A 19,214-nucleotide genomic window follows, 5' to 3' on the forward strand; every position below is an offset into this window, starting at 1 on the left:
AGAGCGGTTGAACGTTCCCGTCCGTGTCCGTCCCGCTGAGCGCCAGCGGCCGGCGCGATGCCTCACCATCCTGGTAGGGGCTTTCCGGTGTATCCGGCCAGGTCAGGCGGCTAGGCAGACTGCCCGCATCACCTGATAGTCACTACGGCTTGCGAAAGCGGTGCGGTAGGCGGTGACGCCGACCACGGCCAGCCACTGGGGGCGCAGCCGTTCCACCTTCGCCGTCAGGATCCGGCCGCCCTCACGGAACTCCTCGGCGCTCAGCTCGTCGGCGCGGGCGGTGGCCCGGGCGACGACGTTGGTGATGCCCAGGCGGTAGGACAGCAGCTCCTCCTGCTCGTCGGGGGCGAGCCTGCGGGGGGTGAAGCCCGACAGGTGCAGGACCGGCCAGAAGCGATTGCCGGGACGGGCGAAGGGGTGGCCCGTCGCGGCGGAGAGGAGACCCGGATTGATTCCGCAGAAGAGCACACGCAGACCGCCCGCGACCACGTCCGGGAGGACGCGGCCGCGGGCGGCTTCGAGCTCGTCGGGGGTCAGAGGATCGACCCCGGAGCGTAACCGGCGGCCTCCGGGTGCTCCTTGGCGATGGCCTCGATCCGCGAGACCACGGCGGCGACCTGGTCACCCGCGGCGCCCGTGAAGGAGAGCTTGTCGGCCATGAGGGCGTCCAGCTGCGCACGGTCCAGCGGCATCCGCTCGTCGGCCGCCAGCTTGTCCAGCAGCTCGTTGCGCTCGGCGCCCTGCTCGCGCATGGCCAGGGCGGAGGCCACGGCGTGCTCCTTGATGACCTCGTGCGCGGCCTCGCGGCCCACACCGGCCCGCACCGCGCCCATCAGCACCTTGGTGGTGGCGAGGAAGGGCAGGTAGCGGTCCAGCTCGCGGGCCACGACGGCCGGGAAGGCGCCGAACTCGTCGAGGACCGTCAGGAAGGTCTCCAGCAGGCCGTCGAAGGCGAAGAACGCGTCGGGCAGGGCCACCCGGCGGACGACGGAGCAGGAGACGTCGCCCTCGTTCCACTGGTCGCCGGCCAGCTCGGCCGTCATCGAGGCGTAGCCGCGCAGGATGACCATGAGGCCGTTCACGCGCTCGCAGGAGCGGGTGTTCATCTTGTGCGGCATCGCGGAGGAGCCGACCTGGCCGGGCTTGAAGCCCTCGGTGACCAGCTCGTGGCCGGCCATCAGGCGGATCGTCTTCGCGATCGAGGAGGGGGCCGCGGCCAGCTGGACGAGGGCCGAGACCACGTCGTAGTCCAGGGAGCGCGGGTAGACCTGGCCGACCGAGGTGAACGCCTGGGCGAAGCCGAGGTGGGCGGCGATCCGCTGCTCGAGGTCGGCCAGCTTGGCGGCGTCGCCGCCCAGCAGGTCGAGCATGTCCTGGGCGGTGCCGACCGGGCCCTTGATCCCGCGCAGCGGGTAGCGCTGGAGGAGGTTCTCCAGGCGGTCGTAGGCGACGAGCAGCTCGTCGGCGGCGGTCGCGAAGCGCTTGCCCAGCGTGGTGGCCTGCGCGGCCACGTTGTGGGAGCGGCCGGCCATGACCAGCTCGGCGTGCTCGCCGGCGAGCTTGCCGAGGCGGGCCAGGACGGCGACCGTGCGGTCGCGCACGAGCTCCAGCGAGAGCCGGATCTGGAGCTGCTCGACGTTCTCGGTGAGGTCGCGGGAGGTCATGCCCTTGTGGACGTGCTCGTGGCCGGCGAGGGCGTTGAACTCCTCGATCCGGGCCTTCACGTCGTGCCGGGTGACCTTCTCGCGCTCGGCGATGGAGGGGAGGTCGACGGTCTCCAGGACGCGCTCGTAGTCGGCGAGGGCGGCGTCGGGGACCTCGATGCCGAGGTCCTTCTGGGCGCGCAGCACGGCGAGCCACAGCCGCCGCTCCAGCGTGACCTTGTACTCGGGGGACCACAGGACGGCGAGCTCCGCGGAGGCGTAGCGGCCGGCCAGGACATTGGGGATGCGGGGCTTGGCAGTCACGTGTAGGGATTCTACTTGGGCCGCGGCTGTGCGTTTACGCAGGTAGGGGCAGCCCTTGGGATTGTGGGTTGCTACGAGAGCGGCGGGTTCCCGTACGGCAGCAGCTCCGGACGCTTCGCGGGGCGGCCGTCCCCCGAGGAGCGGCCCGTCAGCCGCCGCCCGATCCAGGGGAGCAGGTGCCGCCGGGCGAAACGCAGGTCCTCGGTCCGGCGCACGGGCCAGCCCGGCACGGCCGCGGCCGGCAGCGGCGCCCGCCAGTCCTCCTCGGCGGGCAGCCCCAGAGTCTGCCAGACGGCCTCGGCCACCCTGCGGTGCCCCTCCGGGGTCAGGTGCAGCCGGTCGACGTCCCACAGCCGAGGGTCCCCGAGCACGGGCGCCCCGTACAGGTCCACCAGCAGCGCCCCGTGCCGCGCGGCGAGCTCTTCGAGGATGCCGAAGAGCTCCTCCATGCGCGGCCGGAAGCGTTCCATCACCGGGCCGTTGCGGCCGGGCGAGCGCATCAGCACCAGGTGCTTGCAGGACGGCGCGAGGAGTTCCGCCGCGCCTTCCAGGTGCGCCCGGACCCGCCCCATGTCCACCTTGGGGCGCAGCGCGTCGTTGAGCCCGCCGACCAGGGTGACCACGTCCGCGCCCATCGCGGCGGCGGCCGGTGCCTGTTCCTCGGCGATCTGGCCGATCAGCTTGCCGCGCACCGCCAGGTTCGCGTAGCGGAAGCCCGGCTCGCGCGCGGCGAGCCGGGTGGCCAGCAGGTCGGCCCAGCCCCGGTAGGAGCCGTCCGGCAGCAGGTCGGACATCCCCTCGGTGAAGGAGTCGCCGACCGCGACGAAACTGGTGTACGACGCATTCATCTCCATGGCGGAGCGATGCTACCGCGCGGTACGGCTTCCTTCCCAGGCGTCCTTCCCAGGCGTCCTTCCCAGGCGTCCTTCCCGGGCATCCGCCCCGGGCGCCGCTTCCGGGCCCCTCCTAGGCGGAGGCGGGCCGGCCGAACAGCTCGCGCAGCACGTCCTCCATGGTCACCAGTCCCGCCAGCGCCCCGTCCGCCCCGAGGACCGCCGCCAGGTGCGTGCGGCTGCGCCGCATGGCGGTCAGCACGTCGTCCAGCGGGGTCTCCGCACGCACCTGCGCGATCGGGCGCAGCGCGGACCGGGGGAAGGGCTCGTCCCGTTCCACCACGTCCAGGGCGTCCTTGACGTGCAGGTACCCCAGGATCCGCTGCCGGGCGTCGACCACCGGGAAGCGGGAGTACCCCGACTCGGCGGACAGGGCCTCCAGAGCGGCCGCGGTGATGCCCTGCCGGGCCGTGACGACCCGGTGCACGGGGAGCACCACATCGGCGACGGGGCGCCGGCCCAGTTCGAGGGCGTCGTGCAGCCGCTCGCTCGCCCGGTCGTCGATGAGCCCCGCGTCACTGGAGTCCTTGACGATCCGGGCCAGCTCGTCGTCCGAGAACGTCGCCGCGACCTCGCCCTTCACGTCCACCCGCAGCAGCCGCAGCAGGGCGTTGGCGAAGGCGTTCACCGCGAAGATCACCGGCTTCAGCCCCCGGGTCAGGGCGACCAGCGGCGGCCCCAGCGCCAGCGCGGTGCGCACCGGCTCGGCCAGTGCCACGTTCTTCGGCACCATCTCGCCGAACAGCATGTGCAGGTACGTGGCCAGCGCCAGCGCGACCACGAAGGAGATCGCGTGCGTCACTCCCGACGGCACCCCGACCGCGTCGAGCAGCGGGCTCAGCAGGTGTGCGATGGCCGGCTCGGCCACCACGCCGAGCACCAGGGTGCACAGGGTGATGCCGAGCTGCGCCGCCGCCATCAGGGCCGACACGTGCTCCAGGCCCCACAGGACCGCGCGGGCCCGGCGGTCGTCCTGCTCGGCGTACGGCTCGATCTGGCTGCGCCGGACCGAGATCAGCGCGAACTCCGCGCCGACGAAGAAGGCGTTGACGACCAGCGTCGCCAGGCCGATCAGCAGCTGGACCGCGGTCATCGGGTCTCCTCCGCGGTCTCGCCGCCGACGGGTCCGGCCGGCTCGTGCAGGAGCACGCGGGCGGCCCGGCGCCCGCTGGCGTCGACCACGTCCAGGCGCCAGCCGTCCAGCTCCAGCCGGTCGCCGACGGCCGGGATCCGGCCCAGCTCGGTCGCTATCAGCCCGGCCAGGGTCTCGTACGGGCCCTCGGGCACCCGCAGCCCGATCCGCCGGAGCTGATCGGTGCGCGCGGCGCCGTCGGCCGAGTACAGGGTGCGGCCCGCCTCGTCCGTGCCGGCCGGGGCCAGGTCGGAGGTCTCGTGCGGGTCGTGCTCGTCGCGCACCTCGCCGACGACCTCCTCGACGATGTCCTCCAGCGTGGCCACTCCGGCCGTGCCGCCGTACTCGTCGATCACCACGGCCATCGTCTGCTTGCCGGACAGCCGGTCCAGCAGCCGGTCCACGGTCAGCGACTCCGGTACGAGGAGCGGCTCGCGCAGCAGCCGCGACACCGGATGGCGGTGCCGCTCGGCGGCGGGCAGGGCCAGTACGTCCTTGATGTGGACGATGCCGACCACGGTGTCGAGGCTGCCCCGGTAGACGGGGAAGCGCGACAGCCCGGTGGCCATGGTCGCGTTGGCCACGTCCTCGGCGGTGGTGTGCACGTCGAGGGCCGTGACCTGGACGCGCGGGGTCATCACGTTCTCCGCGATCAGGTCGGCGAGGTTCAGGGTCCGCACGAACAGCTCGGCGGTGTCCTTCTCCAGCGCGCCGGCCTTGGCGGAGTGCCGGGCCAGGGCCACCAGCTCCTGCGGGCTGCGGGCGGAGGCCAGTTCCTCGGCGGGCTCCATGCCCAAGCGCCGGACCATGTGGTTGGCGGTGGTGTTCAGGTGGCTGATCAGCGGCTTGAACGCCCGCGAGAAGACCCGCTGCATGGTCGCCACGCGCTTGGCGATCGCCAGCGGCGAGGAGATCGCCCAGTTCTTGGGGACCAGTTCGCCGACGACCATCAGGACCACCGTCGAGAGGACGGTGCCGAGGACCAGGGCGGTGGAGGACGCGGCGCCGGCCGGCAGGCCCATGTCCTGGAACGGGCCCGTGAGCAGGGCCGCGATCGAGGGCTTGGAGATCATGCCGATGACCAGGCCGGTCACGGTGATGCCGAGCTGGGCGCCGGACAGCTGGAAGGTGAGGCTGCGGACCGCGGCCAGGGCGCTGTCCGCTCCGCGCTCGCCCCGCTCGACGGCCCGTTCGAGCTCGCTGCGCTCGACGGTCGTCAGCGAGAACTCGGCCGCGACGAACACTCCGCAGGCAAGACAGAGCAGCAGCGCCGCGAGGAGCAGGAGTACCTCGGTCATCGGTCGTTCACCTCCGTCCCATGATCGGTCAGGAGGCGGGGGGCCGCGCGATGTCGCGCACCGGGATGTCGGGGACTGGGAGGCTCGCCCATGGGCGGACGCTCACACCTTTCGTCGTGGATCGGGGAAACCGTTCACCACATGGTAAAGGAAAGGCAAAGGTGATGGCTCGCCCTTTTGGGAGAGCGGGCGCTGGTGGTGGGATCCCGGAATGAACGATCTTCACATCGCTCCCGCTTCGGCCCCGGACCTGCCCGCCGTACTGGACTTCTGGAAGGACGCCGCCAAGGGCGCGAGCATCAGCGACGACCTGGCCGGCGTCGAGCGGCTGCACGCACGCGACCCCGGGGCCCTGCTGCTCGCCCGGCGCGACGGCGAGCTCGTCGGCACCGTGATCGCGGGCTTCGACGGCTGGCGCTGTCATCTGTACCGGCTCGCCGTGCACCCGGACCAGCGCCGCCGGGGGATCGGCTCCGCGCTGCTGGCGGCCGCCGAGGAGCGGTTCGCGGCGCTGGGCGGCAGGCGCGCCGACGCGATGGTGCTCGACGGGAACGAGCGGGCGCACGGGGCGTGGCGGGCGGCCGGCTATGGGCCCGAGGAGATCTGGACCCGCTGGGTCAAGCCGCTCGCGGGCTGATCCGCAGCCGCCCGGACCGCTACGGGTCAACGCCCCGGCTCCGGTCGCGGGCGGGGACCCCGCTCCCGTCCTTCGAACGCACGGCCGGGGTCAATTCGAGCCGGAACCGGTGCCCCGGCTACGCCGAGTCGGCCCCGGGCCCATGGATCCGGACACGCGGCGGACCCGCCGGGGCCGCCCGCCGCCGCGCCGCGTCCGGGACCCCCGGCCTCAGTGGATCATGCAAAGCCGCACCCGGGACGGCCGCCCGGCCCCGGTGCGCGCCCCGCCCGGCCATGATCAAGTGCCTGGTCAGCGGCATCTGTCCGGTTGTCACCCGGTGGCGACTTCTGGGCGCTGCCGACCCTCCATCGGTTGCGTAGCGTAACCGATCAGCCACACCGGGAGGGGAAAAGGGTATGGGGCAAGGCAGCGTCAGGAACGACGTGGGCACGGCCTACATCAACGACGTGTTCATGCGGCACCCGCTGACCACGAAGAACCAGCAGGAGCTGGACATCGCCGCCAGGGCCGCCGGCATCCTGGAGCGCAATCTGCGCCGCGGCGCGTTCAGGCGGAACCGCCAGGGAGGGGGCGAGCCGCTCGACCCCATCGGGTTCTCCCTGAACAAGGAGCGCTACGGCACGTTCCCCGCGGACGAGCAGACGGCGCAGGAGCGCGGCTGGCGCGCCTTCATGAACGTCGGCGTACCCGTCATCGAGGAGCGTGCCGACATCCAGCAGCCGCCGCCCGACATGGTGTCCAAGCAGACGTACGTCAACGGCACCGACCCGATCGTGATCACCGTGACGGACACCGTCGAGTTCACGATCTCGAACACGATCAGCTGGTCGCTCCAGGGGGAGGTGAAGCTCACCTTCGGGGCGAAGTCCATCGCAGCGCTCCAGCAGCAGCTGGCGAAGAGCATGGAGATGAAGCAGTACCAGAAGACCACCCTGCTCAACAGCAAGGACAACCAGGGCGTCAACACGGAGACGCAGACGGAGGCGACGAGCAACACCACCGCCACCAGTTCCGTCACCGGCACCGGGGAACTGTGGGGCGAGCTCGCGCTCGGGATCACCGGCTCCGTGAGCGGTTCGCTGACCACCGAATGGAAGCACGTGTCGACGATGAGCTTCCAGATCAGCAGCCGGGCCGACGTCATGGCCACGACCCGGCGCGAGGTCCGCCAGTTCGACTACGAGTTCCCCGTCACCTTCGGCGGCTGGGTCGCCCTGCACTACCCCGAGCCGGTCGAGGTCAGGGAGACGGCCAAGCAGGGCGCCGAGCCGAGGTACTCCAAGGTCCTCGCGTGGAAGCTCGGCGAGGCCGCTCTCGATTCCAGCCGCTTCGACCTCGCCGACGAGGGAAAGCGGTTCATGCAGAAGGGGACGGCCGAAAGGGTCGCGGTCCGTGCCGGGGAACACCGGGTGTTCCAGCCGGAAGTACTCGACTACCAGACGCAGCCGCAGCCGCTCTAGGGGAGAGACCATGTCCTTCAAGAACATCTTCGACAACGGCGGGGACCAGGCCGGTTCCGCCGACCAGGCCGGCCGGAAGCTCGGCGAGGACGCCCCGGGAGCGGGGAGCGTCTCGGAAGAGGTGCGCCGGCTGGAGAGCGAGCGCGACCCGTGGCTCGTACGCCAGACCGCACACGGGGCGTTCGACGTCATGGGCTTCCTCGGGCCGCTCTTCGAGAGCACCCGGGCCGCGGCCGCCGCGCAGCGCCAGGTCACCGAAGACCCCGGATCGGCCTCCACGATGGCCTCGTCCACCACCAAGGCGTTCGGGCCGCCGAAGGTGAGCATCAGCGACGAGGACATGCCCAAGCTGGAGGACCTGTCGAAGCTCATCGCCAACAAGCGGAGCCACACCCTGGTCGCGACGGGGCTGGGCGTCTCCGAAGGCGTGGCGGCCGACCCGGCGAACGGCACGGTGTACGTCGCCGACCGGGGCGGCCTGAGGCTGTCGGAGGTGAAGCCCGGCACCGGCGCCCAGCGCGTGGTCGCGAGCGCCCTGGGCGACATCGGCGACGTGGAGCTCGACGGGCAGGGCACCGCCTACACCACGGACTGGGCCGGCGGGCGACTGCTCGCGGTGAACCTGTCCGACGGCACCTCCCGCAAGATCGCCGACGTGCGGGGAGCCTACGGCGTCGCGCTCGGCGCGGCGGCGAGCAGGGCCTACGTCACCAACTGGACCGACGGGCAGCTGATCGCCGTCGACCTGCCGGACGGGCGGAAGACCACGATCGCCACCGGCCTCGGGCAGGGCATCGCCGGAGTGGCCCTGGACGGCAGGGGCAAGGCGTACGTCGGCCAGAAGGACAACGGCGCCAAGCTGTACGAGATCGACCTGGCCGACGGCGCCCAGCGCGTCGTGGCCACCCTCCCCGCCGGGGCGCGGACCATCCGCGTGGAACTCGACGGCGCCGGCCGGGCGTACACCATCGACCACGCGAACGGCCTCCTCCACGAGATCACCCTCGCCGACGGCGCGCACCGGGTGGTGGCCTCGGGCCTGGGCACGTGCGAGGGACTCGCGCTGGAGGGCGGCTGGATCTACGTCACCAACCGCGAGGGCCAGCTGTGGCAGATCGACCGGCGCGCCGCGCAGGCCCCGGGAGGCATCGGCAAGGTCGCCCCGTAGCCGTCCGCAGGGCACCCCCTAGGGCTGGGCGGGCTGCTTCCAGAGGGTGAGGTTCCCGGCGTAGGCGGGCGGGTCCGCGCTGTGGCCCGTCGGCCTGACGTCGGTGATCTGGAGCATGGCCAGGTTGTTCTCGGAGGTCACCGAGCACAGCACGTCGCCCTTGACGATGGCCTCCTTCTCGATGAGGGAGGTGTTGGAGAGCTCGGCCGGCAGGGGGGTGGTGTCCACCGCCTGGCGGCAGACCTCGGGCGTGGTGCCCGGCGACTTCGCCATGGCGCGGCGGAAGGTCATGTTCTGGAGGATGTAGTAGAACTCGGCCTTCTTGTCGACGACATCGCCGTTCGGCACCACCTTCGGGGTGTCCAGGTCGACCGTGACGACCGAGCCCCCGGGCGACCCGAAGAGCAGGGGCTTGTCCTTGAACACCAGCTCGTACACGGGGGGCTGGGAAGGCTTCGGCTGGGACGGCTTCTGCTGGGACGGGACGCCCGAGGGCTGCTGACCGCCGGACGGCTGCTGCTCGGTTGCCGCCGACTGCCGGGGCCGGGCGCCGGTGCCGCCTCCGTCGCCCTCCTCCCCGCCGGAGCTGGCCCACGCGATACCCCCGCCGACCACCAGCACCGCCGCGACGGCCGCGCCGAGCAGCCGCGTCCGGTTCCCCTGCGGGGCGGACGCCACCGGGGCAGCGGCGGGCGGGACCGGCGGGACCGGCGGTACGGGCGGGGCCTGTGTCGGCGCGGCGTGCACCGACGGCCCGCCCGCCTGCGTGGGTACGTACGTCGGGGCGTACCCGGGCGCCGGACCCGCCGGGCCCGCCGCCGGGACGCGGTCGAGCTCCGCCCGCCGCACCGCGACGGCGCCGGCCCAGGGCTCGGGCAGCCAGTCCTCGACCTCGGCGGTGGCGCGTCCCGCCAGCCGCTCGCACAGCTCCACCAGCCGGCCCGGAGCGGGGCGTTCGGCCGGATCCGCGGCGAGCGCGCCCTCCAGCAGCGGCCGCAGCCAGTCCGGGTATCCGGAAAGGTCCGGCGGACGCACGGCCGTGTTGGCGATCTGCGTCGCCACGGTCAGCGCCCCGCCCTCGCCGTACGGGTGGCGTCCGGTCGCGGCCACGGCGGCGATCAGGCCCAGCGCGAACACGTCGCTCGCCGGCGTGACGTCCCCGCCCGTGCCCTGCTCGGGCGACATGAACTGGGGCGTCCCGACGAACCCGCCGGTGCTGGTGAGGCGGGTGGACTCGGCGGCCCGCGCGATCCCGAAGTCGATCACCCACGGCCCGTCCGCCGCCAGCATGATGTTCCCCGGCTTCAGGTCCCGGTGGACGATCCCCGCCGCGTGGACCGCCTCCAGGGCCCGCGCCACGCACGCCACCACCTGGAGGGCGGCGGTCAGCGGCAGCGGCCCGTAGGCGTCCAGGGCCTCGTCCAGCGGCAGGCCCGGCACGTAGGCGCTGGCCAGCCAGGGCCGGTCGCCCCGGGTGTCGTGGTCCACCACGGGTACGAGGTGGTATCCGCGCACCTGCTGCGCCGACCGCACCTCCTGCTCGAAGCGTCCGCGGAAGCCGGGGTCGTTGGCGTACTCGCGGCGGATCATCTTCAGCGCGACGGGCTGGTCGCCGCGGGTGCGGGAGAGGTAGACGGTGCCCATCCCGCCCTCGCCGACCCGCGCGAGGAGCCGGTACCCGGAGATCTCCCGCGGATCCCCCGGTGCCAGCGGCCGCAGCGTGCCCGTTCCGCTTCCGTCCACCGGTGCCCGGTCCGACCCAGTCATTGGCATGTCCCCCTCGATCCGCACGAGTTCAAGATCGTAACGGACCTGCCGGCCGCCGACGGCCGCCCCCGACCGGGGCGGTCACGTGCCGCATTGGGCCGTGAGGGCCTGCTCCTCCTCCGAGAGGACGGAGTCCTCCCCGTTCTGTCCGGCGTTCTTCGCACAGGCGGAGGCCTGGAGGGCGAGTTCGGCCGCGCGCGCCCGGGCGTCCTCCAGGCTGGTCGCCACGATCGTCGACTCGACCTGCCGGCGACGGTGCGACGGCAGGTACTGCAGCTCGATCTCGGGGTGATCGGTCTCCACCTCCGACAGGTCCATGGAGGCCAGCTTCTGGCTGATGCCCCGGTACACCGCGACGTGCCCGTCGTTGGCGCCCACGTAGTACTGGCTCTGCGTCCACCGGTGGCCGGCGAACACGGTGCCGACGACCACGAGGGCCGCGACGGCGGAGAGGGCCGCGCGGCGCGCGGTGTTGCGCGGCGGTGGCGCCGCCGCCCGCCGGGTCGGGCCGTCCGCGCGGCCGGGGGGCGCCGACCCGGCCCGCCGGCGTACGGGCTCCGCGGCGGCCCGACGGCCCATGAGGAACGAAAGCGCCGGCGCGGCGGGCTCCCCCGGCGACGCCCTGGGGGCGGGCGGCTCGGACGGGGCCGGCTCCGGAGACGGCGGCGCGAGCAGTTCCATCGCCCGCGCCGCCGTCAGGCGCGCGGCCGGGTCCTTCTCCAACAGCCCCGTGATCAGCGCCGCCAGGCGGCCCGCGTGCCGCGGGGGCGGGGCCGGGTCGTTCACGACCGCGTACTGCGAGCCGACCTGGTTCTCCCTGCGGAACGGCGACACGCCCTCGACGGCCTCGTACAGGGTCGTCCCCAGGGAGAACAGGTCACTCGGGGCACCGCCCTTCTCGCCCCGCGCGCGCTCGGGCGAAAGGTACGGCATCGAACCGATGACCACACCCGTTCTGGTCAGGCCGTCCTCGGCCTCGTTGAGGGCGATCCCGAAGTCGGCGAGGAGGATCCGGCCGTCGTCGGCCAGCATCACGTTGGCCGGTTTGATGTCGCGGTGGACGATGCCCTCCCCGTGAGCCGCTCCGAGGGCCTTCAGCAGCGCCGAGGCCACCTCCGCCACGTCCTCCACCGGCAGCCGGCCCCGCACCCGCAGCCGTTCCTGCAGCGTCGCGCCGCTGACGAGCTCCATGACGATCCACGGCACCCTGCCCACGAGGACGACGTCGTGGACCGTCACGACGTTCGGGTGGTGGCGCAGTCTGGCCGTGTTGCGGGCCTCCCGCAGGGCCCGCTGCACAACGTCCGACGCGTCCGCGCCCGACAGGCCGGAGGGCAGCACCAGCTCCTTCACCGCCACATCGGTGTCGAGCTGCACGTCGTGTGCCTTCCACACCCGGCCCATTCCCCCGGACCCGAGGATCCGGACCAGCCGGTAACGGTGGTTGACCAGCTGTCCCGGCTGCGCCTCGTGTGCCACGCTCCCCCTCCGCTCCACTCCTGACACGGTCCCGGGCCGCGCCGGACCGCGCGGCCCCGGCTCGATTGTGGTGCCTGCCGGGCACCTCTGACTGCCAGTCCGCCGGAAGGGGTACGGGAACGGACCCGGCGGTTCAGTCGTCCAGGCGGCGGGCCGAGCCGATGACGCAGTACGAGGTGGGCAGCGCCGGGCCGCGCTCGGGCAGACGGAAGGAGCGGTGCGAGGCGATCCGGAAGCCGGCCGCCTCGATCGCGGCGAGCGGGTCGCGCGCCGTGTGGCAGCCGCCGAACAGGCGGGGCCACACCGTCCGGTCGAGCGCCCGCTGGACGGCGGCCATCCCCGGGCCGGGGGCCAGCCCGTGTTCCAGGAACCGCAGCTCGGCGCCCGGGCGGAGCACCCGGTGCAGTTCGGCGAGGGCGCGCGGCAGGTTGCGTACGGTGCACAGCACCAGCGAGGCGACCGCGACGTCGAAGGCCTCGCTCTTGACCGGGAGCGCCTCGGCGACACCCGGTACGAGGTCCACCGGCACCTCGGCGCGCAGCGCGGCCGCCGCGGCGAGCCGGCGCAGGGTGCGCTCCGGCTCGATGGCGACGACCTCGGAGACGGCGGCGGGGTAGTACGCGAAGTTCAGACCGTTGCCCGCGCCGATCTCGACGACCCGTCCGGACACCCCCTCCAGGAGCTCCCGGCGCAGGGCGCCGATACCGGCGCGGGTCTCGGCGGCGGTGCTGGCACGGGCGTAGAACCGGGCGAAGTACGGGTGGTGGACCGGATCGGGGACGGGGCTGGGCATGGCGGGCCTCCGGGCGCGGACGGGCGGCGGACGGACGACACGGCTGCGCGTGCCCTTCGGGGCTGTTCCCCACCCGGGCCCGTCCCGAAACCGCCTCCGCCCGAGCGGCGGAGGCGATAATCGGCACTCCGGCCACCGCACTTGGGGCCGCGCACACGAGGAGAGCGCAACCTTGACATCCCGTACGGCCCCCGTCCGGGGCGCGGCCGCCGCGCTGCTCGCCGCCGCGGCGTTCCTGCTGTCCGGCTGCGACTCGGCCCCGGCGCCGGCGCCCCGTGCCGAGGCGCCCCCGGCCGATCCGAACGCCGCGTTCCTCGCGGAGGTCGCCGCCCGCTGCGCCACCGCCGCCGCCTCGCCCGCGCCGCCCGCCGCCGGGGGCATGCCGACGGATCCCGAGGCGCGCAAGTACGCCGAGAACCACGCGTACCGGCAGCAGACGGAGCTGAGCCCCGCCGCCCGCTGCCGCGGTGAGGCCCACGCGGCCCGGATCAGGGCGAAGCTGGCCGCGGCACCCGCGGCCGACCCCGCCGGACTGACCGCGCTGCTGCGCGGCCTGGGCTACCCCGTCGGCAGCGGTGACGTGTACGAGGGGAACGCCGCCCAGGGCCCCGGCTTCGCGCTGATGCTCCCCGGCACCGGCCCCTGCGTATCGGGGCGGGCCGCGGACCCCGCCCGGGTCGAGGCGCACGGGGTGTACCTGGAAGGCGGCTGCAAGGAGCCGGCGGGGGGCCACTGATCCCGCCGCCGGCTCCCCGCCGCCGCTTCACGTCAGGCGGGCCACTCGGCGAGGAAGGACTCCGCCGACCAGGTGCCGTCCAGCGGGGCCCCCAGCCACCCCGGCGCGGCCGCGCGGAAGGCGGCGGGCTCCAGCCCTCCGGCCCCCTCCGGCACGGCCCCCAGCAGCGGGAGCCCGGACTTCGGGAGGTCGGCGAGGTTGCACCGGGAGGCCAGGTCGGGAGCGGCGGGCCAGCTGCCGACCACCACCCCGAGCGCCCTGACGGACCGGGCAGCGAGCGCCTCCGCCGTCAGGTCGGTGGTGTTCAGCGTGCCCAGCCCCGCGGGGGCCACCACCAGCACCGGCGCCGCCATCAGCCGCGCCGCGTCCGCCAGGGTGTGGCCGTCCTCGTCGAAGCGCACGAGCAGCCCGCCCGCGCCCTCCACGAGCACCAGGTCGTGATCGGCGGCCAGCCGCGCGGCCGCCTCCGCGATCCCGGCCGGGGTCAGCGTCGCCAGCCCGGAGCGCCGCGCGGCGGTGTCCGGGGCCAGGGGCTCGGGGTAGCGGGCCAGTTCCAGCGCGGTCACGGCCGGGCCGGCGAGCCGCACGACCTCGGCGGCGTCCCCGGGCTCGTCCGGGCCGACCCCGGTCTGGGCGGGCTTGAGCACCGCCACCGAACGCCCGGCGGCCAGGGCGGCCGTCGCGATGGCCGCGGTGACCACCGTCTTGCCGATCTCCGTGCCGGTACCGGACACGACGACTACGGACATGTCAGCCTTCCTGCGCCGCTGCGACGGCCGCGCGGCAGATCCGGGCCACATCGGCGTCGCCGGTGACGAACGGGGGCATGGTGTAGATCAGGTCGCGGAACGGGCGCAGCCAGACGCCCTCCCGGACCGCCGCCCGGGTGGCCGCCCACACGTCGACCGGGTGGTCGAGCTGGACCACGCCGATGGCGCCCAGCACGCGCACGTCCTTGACCCCGGGTACGGCGCGGGCCTCGGCGAGGCCTTCGCGCAGGCCCGCCTCGATCCGCTTGACCTTACCCGCCCAGTCCTGGCCGAGCAGCAGGTCGACGGAGGCCAGGGCCACCGCCGTGGCGAGCGGGTTGCCCATGAAGGTCGGACCGTGCGCCAGCACGGGCACCTCGCCCTGCGAGATCCCGTCGGCGACCCGTTCGGTGCACAGGGTGGCCGCGAGCGTGAGGTAGCCGCCGGTCAGGGACTTGCCCAGGCACATGACGTCCGGGGTGATGCCCGCGTGGTCGGCGGCGAAGAGCGCGCCCGTGCGGCCGAAGCCCGTCGCGATCTCGTCCAGGATCAGCAGGACCCCGTACTCGTCGCACAGCTCGCGCAGCACCCGCAGGTAGCCCGGGTGGTGGAAGCGCATGCCGCCCGCGCCCTGCACCACCGGCTCCACGATCACCGCGGCCAGCTCGTCGGCGTGCGCGGCGACCAGCGAGCGCAGGTGGGCCGTGTACGCCGGGTCCACGGGGGTGTCGAAGTCCCCGGGCGGGGCGTCGGCGAAGACCTGCCGGGGCAGGTGGCCCTGCCACAGCTCGTGCATGCCGCCGTCGGGGTCGCACACGGCCATCGGCTGCCAGGTGTCGCCGTGGTAGCCGCCGCGCCAGGTCAGCAGCCGGGTCTTGCCCGTGCGGCCCAGCGAACGCCAGTACTGCAGGCACATCTTGACGGCGACCTCGACGGACACCGACCCGGAGTCGGAGAGGAAGACGTGCTCCAGACCGGCGGGGGTGATCTCCACCAGCCGGGCGGCCAGCCGGACGGCGGGCTCGTGGGTGAGCCCGCCGAACATCACGTGCGACATCCGGCCCAGCTGCGAGGTCGCGGCCTCGTTCAGCACCGGGTGGTTGTAGCCGTGGATCGCCGACCACCAGGAGGACATGCCGTCGACCAGCTCCTCCCGTCCCTGCGCGGGGGAGGCGAGCCGCAGCCGGACCCCCGAGGCGGAGGAGACCACCAGGGTCTCCTGCCGCCCGGGCATCGGTCCGTACGGGTGCCAGACGTGCTGCCGGTCCAGGGCGAGCAGGTCCGCCGTGTCAGACGAGGGGTCGAGCGGGTCGTGCAGCGGGAACTGGTCACGCATTGGGGGCGATGTCCGTCCCCGCGCCGCGGCGGCGTACCGCCACCAGGTCCGGACGCACCTCTCCGGCCTCCGCCTGGGCGGGCACCGGCGCTTCCGGGGCGTGTCCGGAGCAGCCGCCGCAGGCCGAGCCGCAGCCGGGGGTCTCCGCGTCGGCCGCCGGCCCGCAGCCGCCGGAGCCGGCCGAGGACCCGCACATGCCGGCCGCGGGGGCGGCGGCCGCGGCGTCGGCGCGGTGCGCGGGAAGGGTGGTCGTACCGGCGCCCTCCACCTCGAAACCGGCGTCCGCGATCATGTCGAGGTCGGTCTGGCCGGCCTGGCCCTCACTGGTGAGGTAGTCGCCGAGGAAGATGGAGTTGGCGATGTGCAGCGCGAGCGGCTGCATCGAGCGCAGGTGGACCTCGCGTCCGCCGGCGATCCGGACCTCCACGTCGGGGCAGACGAAGCGGACCATCGAGAGGATCCGCAGGCAGCGCTGCGGGGTGAGGTTCCACTCCTTGGCCAGCGGGGTGCCCTCGAAGGGGATCAGGAAGTTGACCGGGACGGAGTCCGAGTCCAGCTCGCGCAGCGAGTAGACGACGTCGACCAGGTCCTCGTCGCTCTCGCCCATGCCGGCGATCAGGCCGGAGCAGGCCGACAGGCCCGCCGCGTGCGCCTTCTGCACCGTGTCGACGCGGTCCGCGTAGGTGTGCGTCTTGGTGATCTGGCCGTACGTGGCCTCGGAGGTGTTCAGGTTGTGGTTGTAGGCGTCCGCACCCGCCTCGCGGAGCTTCTCGGCCTGGCCCTCGGCGAGCAGGCCCAGACAGGCGCAGACCTCGACGCCCTCGTTCTGCTCCTTGATGGCGGCGATCGTCTCGCCGACGCGGGCCACGTCGCGGTCGGTCGGACCGCGTCCGCTGGCCACGAGGCAGACCCGCTTGGCGCCGCCGGCGACGCCGGCCGCGGCGGCCTGGGAGGCCTCCTCGGGCTTCAGCCACGTGTACTTGAGGATCTCGGCCTTCGACCCCAGGCGCTGGGAGCAGTACGAGCAGTCCTCGGGGCAGAGCCCCGACTTCAGGTTGACCAGGTAGTTCAGCTTGACGCGGCGCCCGAACCACTGGCGGCGCACCTTGCCGGCCGCGGCCACCACGTCGAGCAGTTCGTCGTCGGAGGTCGCCAGTACGGCGAGCGCCTCTTCGCGGGTCGGCAGCTCGCGCCGCAGTCCCTTTTCCACCAGGGTGTTCAGCAGGTCCATGCGCCCGATCCTGTCCCACGCGACCACTCCCGGCCAAGGAGAGATCGGACAACATGGCCGGAAGGGAGTGTGTGGATCGCCACACCAGTCCCTCGGGTCACGGCGGATAGGGTCGAGCAGATCTGTCGACTGCCGACAAAACGCGAGACACATCGCGAGACGCGACGCGAGGACCGCCGATGACCCAGCACACCCCGCAACCCGAGGACGTCTTCGCCTGGATCGACGGCGCGGAGCGCGTCCGCGAGCAGGCGGGGCTGGTGCGGACCCTGCGTCCGAGGCCCGCCTCCTCGCCCCTGCTGGACCTGGCGAGCAACGACTACCTGGGCCTGTCCCGGCACCCGGAGACCGTGCGCGGTGCCTGCGAGGCGGCCGAGCGCTGGGGTGCCGGCGCCACCGGGTCGCGCCTGGTCACGGGCTCGACCGAACTCCACGCCGAACTGGAGCGGGAGCTCGCCGCGTTCGCGGGCTTCGAGGCCGCTCTGGTGCTTTCGTCCGGATATGCCGCGAACCTGGCCGCCGTGACCGCGCTCAGCGGCCGGGGCACGCTCGTGGTCTCCGACGCCGCGAACCACGCCTCGATCGTCGACGGCTGCCGGCTCTCACGGGCCGAGGTGGCGGTCACCCCGCACGGCGATCCGGAGACGGCCCGCAAGACCCTGGCCGGGCACGAGGGCCGCGCCCTGCTGGTGACCGACTCGGTGTTCTCCGTCGACGGGGACGCCGCTCCGCTCGCGGACCACCACGCCGCCTGCCGGGCCGAGGGCGCCGCGCTGGTCGTGGACGACGCGCACGGGCTGGGGGTGCTGGGCGAGGGCGGCCGCGGCGCGCTGCACGCCGCCGGGCTCGCGGGCGCGCCGGGGGTGGTCGCCACGATGACCCTCTCGAAGTCGCTGGGCAGCCAGGGCGGCGCGGTGCTGGGGCCGGCCAAGGTCATCCGGCACCTGGTCAACACGGCCCGTGCCTTCATCTTCGACACCGGGCTGGCCCCGGCCGCCGCCGGTGCGGCGCTGGCGAGCCTGCGCCTGCTGGGCCGGGAACCGGAGCGCGCGGCCCGGGTCCGGGAGGTCGCCGCAGAGCTGTACGGGCGGCTCACCGCGTCCGGCCTGACCGCGGCCCGGCCGGACGCGGCCGTGGTGTCGGTTCGGGCCCCGTCGGCTTCGGCGGCACTGCGCTGGGCCGCCGACTGCCGCGAGGCAGGTCTGTCCGTGGGGTGCTTCCGTCCGCCGTCGGTGCCGGACGGCATCTCCCGGCTGCGGCTGACGGCTCGGGCGGATCTCACGGGGGACGAGATCAGCCGGGCCGTCGGCACGGTCCTCGGGACCGCTCCGGCCGGAGCCACGGACCGCTAGGCGTCACGTCACGCGTGCACGTCCGCCCTTACGGAGGCGAGGAAGCCGTCCCAGGCCGGCCCGGTGAAGAGCACGGCCGGGCCGTCCGTCCGCTTGGAATCGCGGACGGCCAGCAGGCCGCCGGTCAGGGCGGCCGCTTCCACGCAGTTGTTCATTCCGGTGCTGCGGCTGCTCCGCCGCCACCGCGCGCTGTTCAGAAGTCCGCTGGTGGATAAGGGGGTTGCGGACACGGGGGTGCCTCCTTACGCGTCGTCAGCGATAGAGCTGATGAGATCCGACGAGTCACGGGGCGGGAGGGCGTGCGCCTGGATGGTGCGGAACGCGGCGCTGTAGGCCTCTAGGTCTTCCTTCCGCTCCAGATAGAGGCTACTCGTCAAATGGTCGAGCACCACCACATCCAGATCGGCGATGTTCGGAAATGAGAAAATTACGAACGGTCCGGTCAGGCCGAGATGGCCCCCCACGGTGAACGGCAGCACCTGGAGGCGCACTTGGGGCAGCCGCGCCACCTCCACCAGATGCCTCAGCTGCTCCTCCATCACCCCCGGCCCGCCGATCTGCCGGCGCAGCACCGCCTCGTCCAGCACGGCGCTCAGCTCCAGCGGCGGATCGGACCGCAGCACCGCCTGCCGGGCCAGCCGTACGTCCACCAGCGCGTCCACCTTCGGCTCCGGCAGCCCGCCCAGCGCGGCCCGGGTCACGGCCCGCGCGTAGTCCGGGGTCTGCAGCAGCCCCGGCACCACCGACAGCTCGACGGTCCGCGCCGCCCGGGCCCCGGCCTCCAGGCTGATGAAGTCCCGGTACTCCTGCGGGAGCAGGCCCCGGTAGTCGTGCCACCACTGCCGTCCGCGCGCCTCGTCCCCGCTCGCCGCCGGGCCGGCCGCCGAGGCCCCGAGCGCCTCCAGCAGGGCGCGCTGCTGGGCGCTCACCACGTCCCCGTAGGCGTCCAGCAGCAGCCGGATGTCCTCCGTCTTCACACCGCTGCGGCCCGTCTCGATCCGGCTGACCTTCGACTGGTGCCAGCCGACGATGCGGGCCACCTCGCCGCTGGTGAGACCGGAGCGGTCGCGCAGGGCGCGCAGCTCCTCACCGAGTTTGCGCCGACGTACCGCGGGACCGTGCTGCATACCCGCTCTCCTTCCACCGGCACACCTCGCACCAGTCTGCCGTCCAAATACGCTCTTCCGTAGCAGAGTTCACCGCATTGAGCGAC

General features: G+C 73.5%; 17 protein-coding genes and 1 pseudogene. 5 read left to right on the forward strand and 13 right to left on the reverse strand.

What is annotated here, in order from left to right:
- Positions 1–144: 144 nt before the first annotated feature.
- From mug to ACZ7IF_RS29235, 5 genes and pseudogenes are all read right to left on the reverse strand, one after another.
- Positions 145–537: pseudogene (mug, locus tag ACZ7IF_RS29215) on the reverse strand (G/U mismatch-specific DNA glycosylase); the annotation flags it as partial.
- Positions 534–1,967 carry an adenylosuccinate lyase gene (gene purB, locus ACZ7IF_RS29220; protein ID WP_470977349.1) on the reverse strand — a complete coding sequence of 478 codons (1,434 nt, stop codon included), beginning with the start codon at positions 1,965–1,967 and terminating at the stop codon, positions 534–536. The pseudogene mug and the gene purB, both read right to left, overlap by 4 nt.
- Positions 1,968–2,038: 71 nt before the next feature.
- Positions 2,039–2,821, reverse strand: a complete 783-nt coding sequence (locus ACZ7IF_RS29225) for an SGNH/GDSL hydrolase family protein (RefSeq protein WP_470977352.1) — start codon at positions 2,819–2,821, stop codon at positions 2,039–2,041.
- 112 nt (positions 2,822–2,933) lie between these two features.
- Positions 2,934–3,953, reverse strand: coding sequence for a hemolysin family protein (locus tag ACZ7IF_RS29230; protein WP_470977355.1), 1,020 nt, complete (start codon positions 3,951–3,953; stop codon positions 2,934–2,936).
- Entirely contained in the window at positions 3,950–5,290 is a 1,341-nt protein-coding gene (locus ACZ7IF_RS29235; RefSeq protein WP_470977358.1) for a hemolysin family protein, read from the reverse strand. Before ACZ7IF_RS29235 ends, ACZ7IF_RS29230 begins: the two co-directional genes overlap by 4 nt.
- 211 nt (positions 5,291–5,501) lie before the next feature.
- Here ACZ7IF_RS29235 and ACZ7IF_RS29240 point away from each other — a divergent pair, with 211 nt between their 5' ends.
- The 3 genes from ACZ7IF_RS29240 (at position 5,502) to ACZ7IF_RS29250 (ending at position 8,558) form a co-directional block, all read left to right on the forward strand.
- Complete coding sequence (locus ACZ7IF_RS29240) at positions 5,502–5,927, forward strand: GNAT family N-acetyltransferase (protein WP_470977361.1); 426 nt, start codon at positions 5,502–5,504, stop codon at positions 5,925–5,927.
- A 398-nt stretch (positions 5,928–6,325) separates the two neighbouring features.
- The gene (locus tag ACZ7IF_RS29245) at positions 6,326–7,390 is read left to right on the forward strand and encodes a gluconolaconase (RefSeq protein ID WP_470977364.1); all 1,065 of its coding nucleotides are present in this window, start codon (positions 6,326–6,328) and stop codon (positions 7,388–7,390) included.
- A 10-nt stretch (positions 7,391–7,400) separates the two neighbouring features.
- On the forward strand, positions 7,401–8,558 hold the full coding sequence (locus ACZ7IF_RS29250; protein WP_470977367.1) for an NHL repeat-containing protein: 1,158 nt from the start codon (positions 7,401–7,403) through the stop codon (positions 8,556–8,558).
- Between the two features lie 18 nt (positions 8,559–8,576).
- On the opposite strand, the gene ACZ7IF_RS29255 is transcribed toward ACZ7IF_RS29250, so the two are convergent.
- From ACZ7IF_RS29255 to ACZ7IF_RS29265, 3 genes are all read right to left on the reverse strand, one after another.
- Complete coding sequence (locus ACZ7IF_RS29255; protein WP_470977370.1) at positions 8,577–10,325, reverse strand: serine/threonine-protein kinase; 1,749 nt, start codon at positions 10,323–10,325, stop codon at positions 8,577–8,579.
- A gap of 81 nt (positions 10,326–10,406) precedes the next feature.
- The gene (locus ACZ7IF_RS29260) at positions 10,407–11,804 is read right to left on the reverse strand and encodes a serine/threonine-protein kinase (protein ID WP_470977373.1); all 1,398 of its coding nucleotides are present in this window, start codon (positions 11,802–11,804) and stop codon (positions 10,407–10,409) included.
- A 133-nt stretch (positions 11,805–11,937) separates the two neighbouring features.
- Positions 11,938–12,597, reverse strand: coding sequence for a class I SAM-dependent methyltransferase (locus ACZ7IF_RS29265; RefSeq protein ID WP_470977376.1), 660 nt, complete (start codon positions 12,595–12,597; stop codon positions 11,938–11,940).
- Between the two features lie 172 nt (positions 12,598–12,769).
- Here ACZ7IF_RS29265 and ACZ7IF_RS29270 point away from each other — a divergent pair, with 172 nt between their 5' ends.
- Positions 12,770–13,333: a hypothetical protein gene (locus ACZ7IF_RS29270; RefSeq protein ID WP_470977379.1), complete on the forward strand. Its 564-nt coding sequence runs from the start codon at positions 12,770–12,772 to the stop codon at positions 13,331–13,333.
- Positions 13,334–13,365: 32 nt separating this feature from the next.
- On the opposite strand, the gene bioD is transcribed toward ACZ7IF_RS29270, so the two are convergent.
- The 3 genes from bioD to bioB are packed head-to-tail and all read right to left on the reverse strand — an operon-like array spanning position 13,366 to position 16,649.
- Positions 13,366–14,082, reverse strand: coding sequence for a dethiobiotin synthase (gene bioD, locus ACZ7IF_RS29275; protein WP_470977382.1), 717 nt, complete (start codon positions 14,080–14,082; stop codon positions 13,366–13,368).
- A gap of 1 nt (position 14,083) precedes the next feature.
- Positions 14,084–15,418 (reverse strand): adenosylmethionine--8-amino-7-oxononanoate transaminase, encoded by a 1,335-nt coding sequence (locus ACZ7IF_RS29280; RefSeq protein ID WP_470977385.1) that lies wholly within the window; start codon positions 15,416–15,418, stop codon positions 14,084–14,086.
- Positions 15,411–16,649, reverse strand: a complete 1,239-nt coding sequence (gene bioB / locus ACZ7IF_RS29285) for a biotin synthase BioB (protein ID WP_470977388.1) — start codon at positions 16,647–16,649, stop codon at positions 15,411–15,413. The genes ACZ7IF_RS29280 and bioB overlap by 8 nt, the downstream gene beginning before the upstream one ends.
- 179 nt (positions 16,650–16,828) lie before the next feature.
- Between bioB and ACZ7IF_RS29290 the strand changes: the two genes are divergently transcribed.
- Complete coding sequence (locus ACZ7IF_RS29290) at positions 16,829–18,001, forward strand: 8-amino-7-oxononanoate synthase (protein WP_470977391.1); 1,173 nt, start codon at positions 16,829–16,831, stop codon at positions 17,999–18,001.
- Positions 18,002–18,009: 8 nt separating this feature from the next.
- On the opposite strand, the gene ACZ7IF_RS29295 is transcribed toward ACZ7IF_RS29290, so the two are convergent.
- Entirely contained in the window at positions 18,010–18,231 is a 222-nt protein-coding gene (locus tag ACZ7IF_RS29295) for a DUF397 domain-containing protein (RefSeq protein WP_467893667.1), read from the reverse strand.
- Between the two features lie 12 nt (positions 18,232–18,243).
- Complete coding sequence (locus tag ACZ7IF_RS29300) at positions 18,244–19,128, reverse strand: helix-turn-helix domain-containing protein (protein WP_470977394.1); 885 nt, start codon at positions 19,126–19,128, stop codon at positions 18,244–18,246.
- Positions 19,129–19,214: the final 86 nt, after the last annotated feature.

The organism is Streptomyces sp. NPDC037421 (assembly GCF_055602105.1).

Excerpts from the sequence above, each read along its gene's own strand:
- bioD (WP_470977382.1), bottom strand. The coding sequence starts at position 14,082 with ATGTCCGTAGTCGTCGTGTCCGGTACCGGCACGGAGATCGGCAAGACG.
- ACZ7IF_RS29300 (WP_470977394.1), bottom strand. The coding sequence starts at position 19,128 with ATGCAGCACGGTCCCGCGGTACGTCGGCGCAAACTCGGTGAGGAGCTG.
- ACZ7IF_RS29245 (WP_470977364.1), top strand. The coding sequence starts at position 6,326 with ATGGGGCAAGGCAGCGTCAGGAACGACGTGGGCACGGCCTACATCAAC.
- ACZ7IF_RS29255 (WP_470977370.1), bottom strand. The coding sequence starts at position 10,325 with ATGACTGGGTCGGACCGGGCACCGGTGGACGGAAGCGGAACGGGCACG.
- ACZ7IF_RS29240 (WP_470977361.1), top strand. The coding sequence starts at position 5,502 with ATGAACGATCTTCACATCGCTCCCGCTTCGGCCCCGGACCTGCCCGCC.
- ACZ7IF_RS29280 (WP_470977385.1), bottom strand. The coding sequence starts at position 15,418 with ATGCGTGACCAGTTCCCGCTGCACGACCCGCTCGACCCCTCGTCTGAC.
- ACZ7IF_RS29250 (WP_470977367.1), top strand. The coding sequence starts at position 7,401 with ATGTCCTTCAAGAACATCTTCGACAACGGCGGGGACCAGGCCGGTTCC.
- ACZ7IF_RS29290 (WP_470977391.1), top strand. The coding sequence starts at position 16,829 with ATGACCCAGCACACCCCGCAACCCGAGGACGTCTTCGCCTGGATCGAC.
- ACZ7IF_RS29235 (WP_470977358.1), bottom strand. The coding sequence starts at position 5,290 with ATGACCGAGGTACTCCTGCTCCTCGCGGCGCTGCTGCTCTGTCTTGCC.
- ACZ7IF_RS29230 (WP_470977355.1), bottom strand. The coding sequence starts at position 3,953 with ATGACCGCGGTCCAGCTGCTGATCGGCCTGGCGACGCTGGTCGTCAAC.
- bioB (WP_470977388.1), bottom strand. The coding sequence starts at position 16,649 with ATGGACCTGCTGAACACCCTGGTGGAAAAGGGACTGCGGCGCGAGCTG.
- ACZ7IF_RS29265 (WP_470977376.1), bottom strand. The coding sequence starts at position 12,597 with ATGCCCAGCCCCGTCCCCGATCCGGTCCACCACCCGTACTTCGCCCGG.
- ACZ7IF_RS29225 (WP_470977352.1), bottom strand. The coding sequence starts at position 2,821 with ATGGAGATGAATGCGTCGTACACCAGTTTCGTCGCGGTCGGCGACTCC.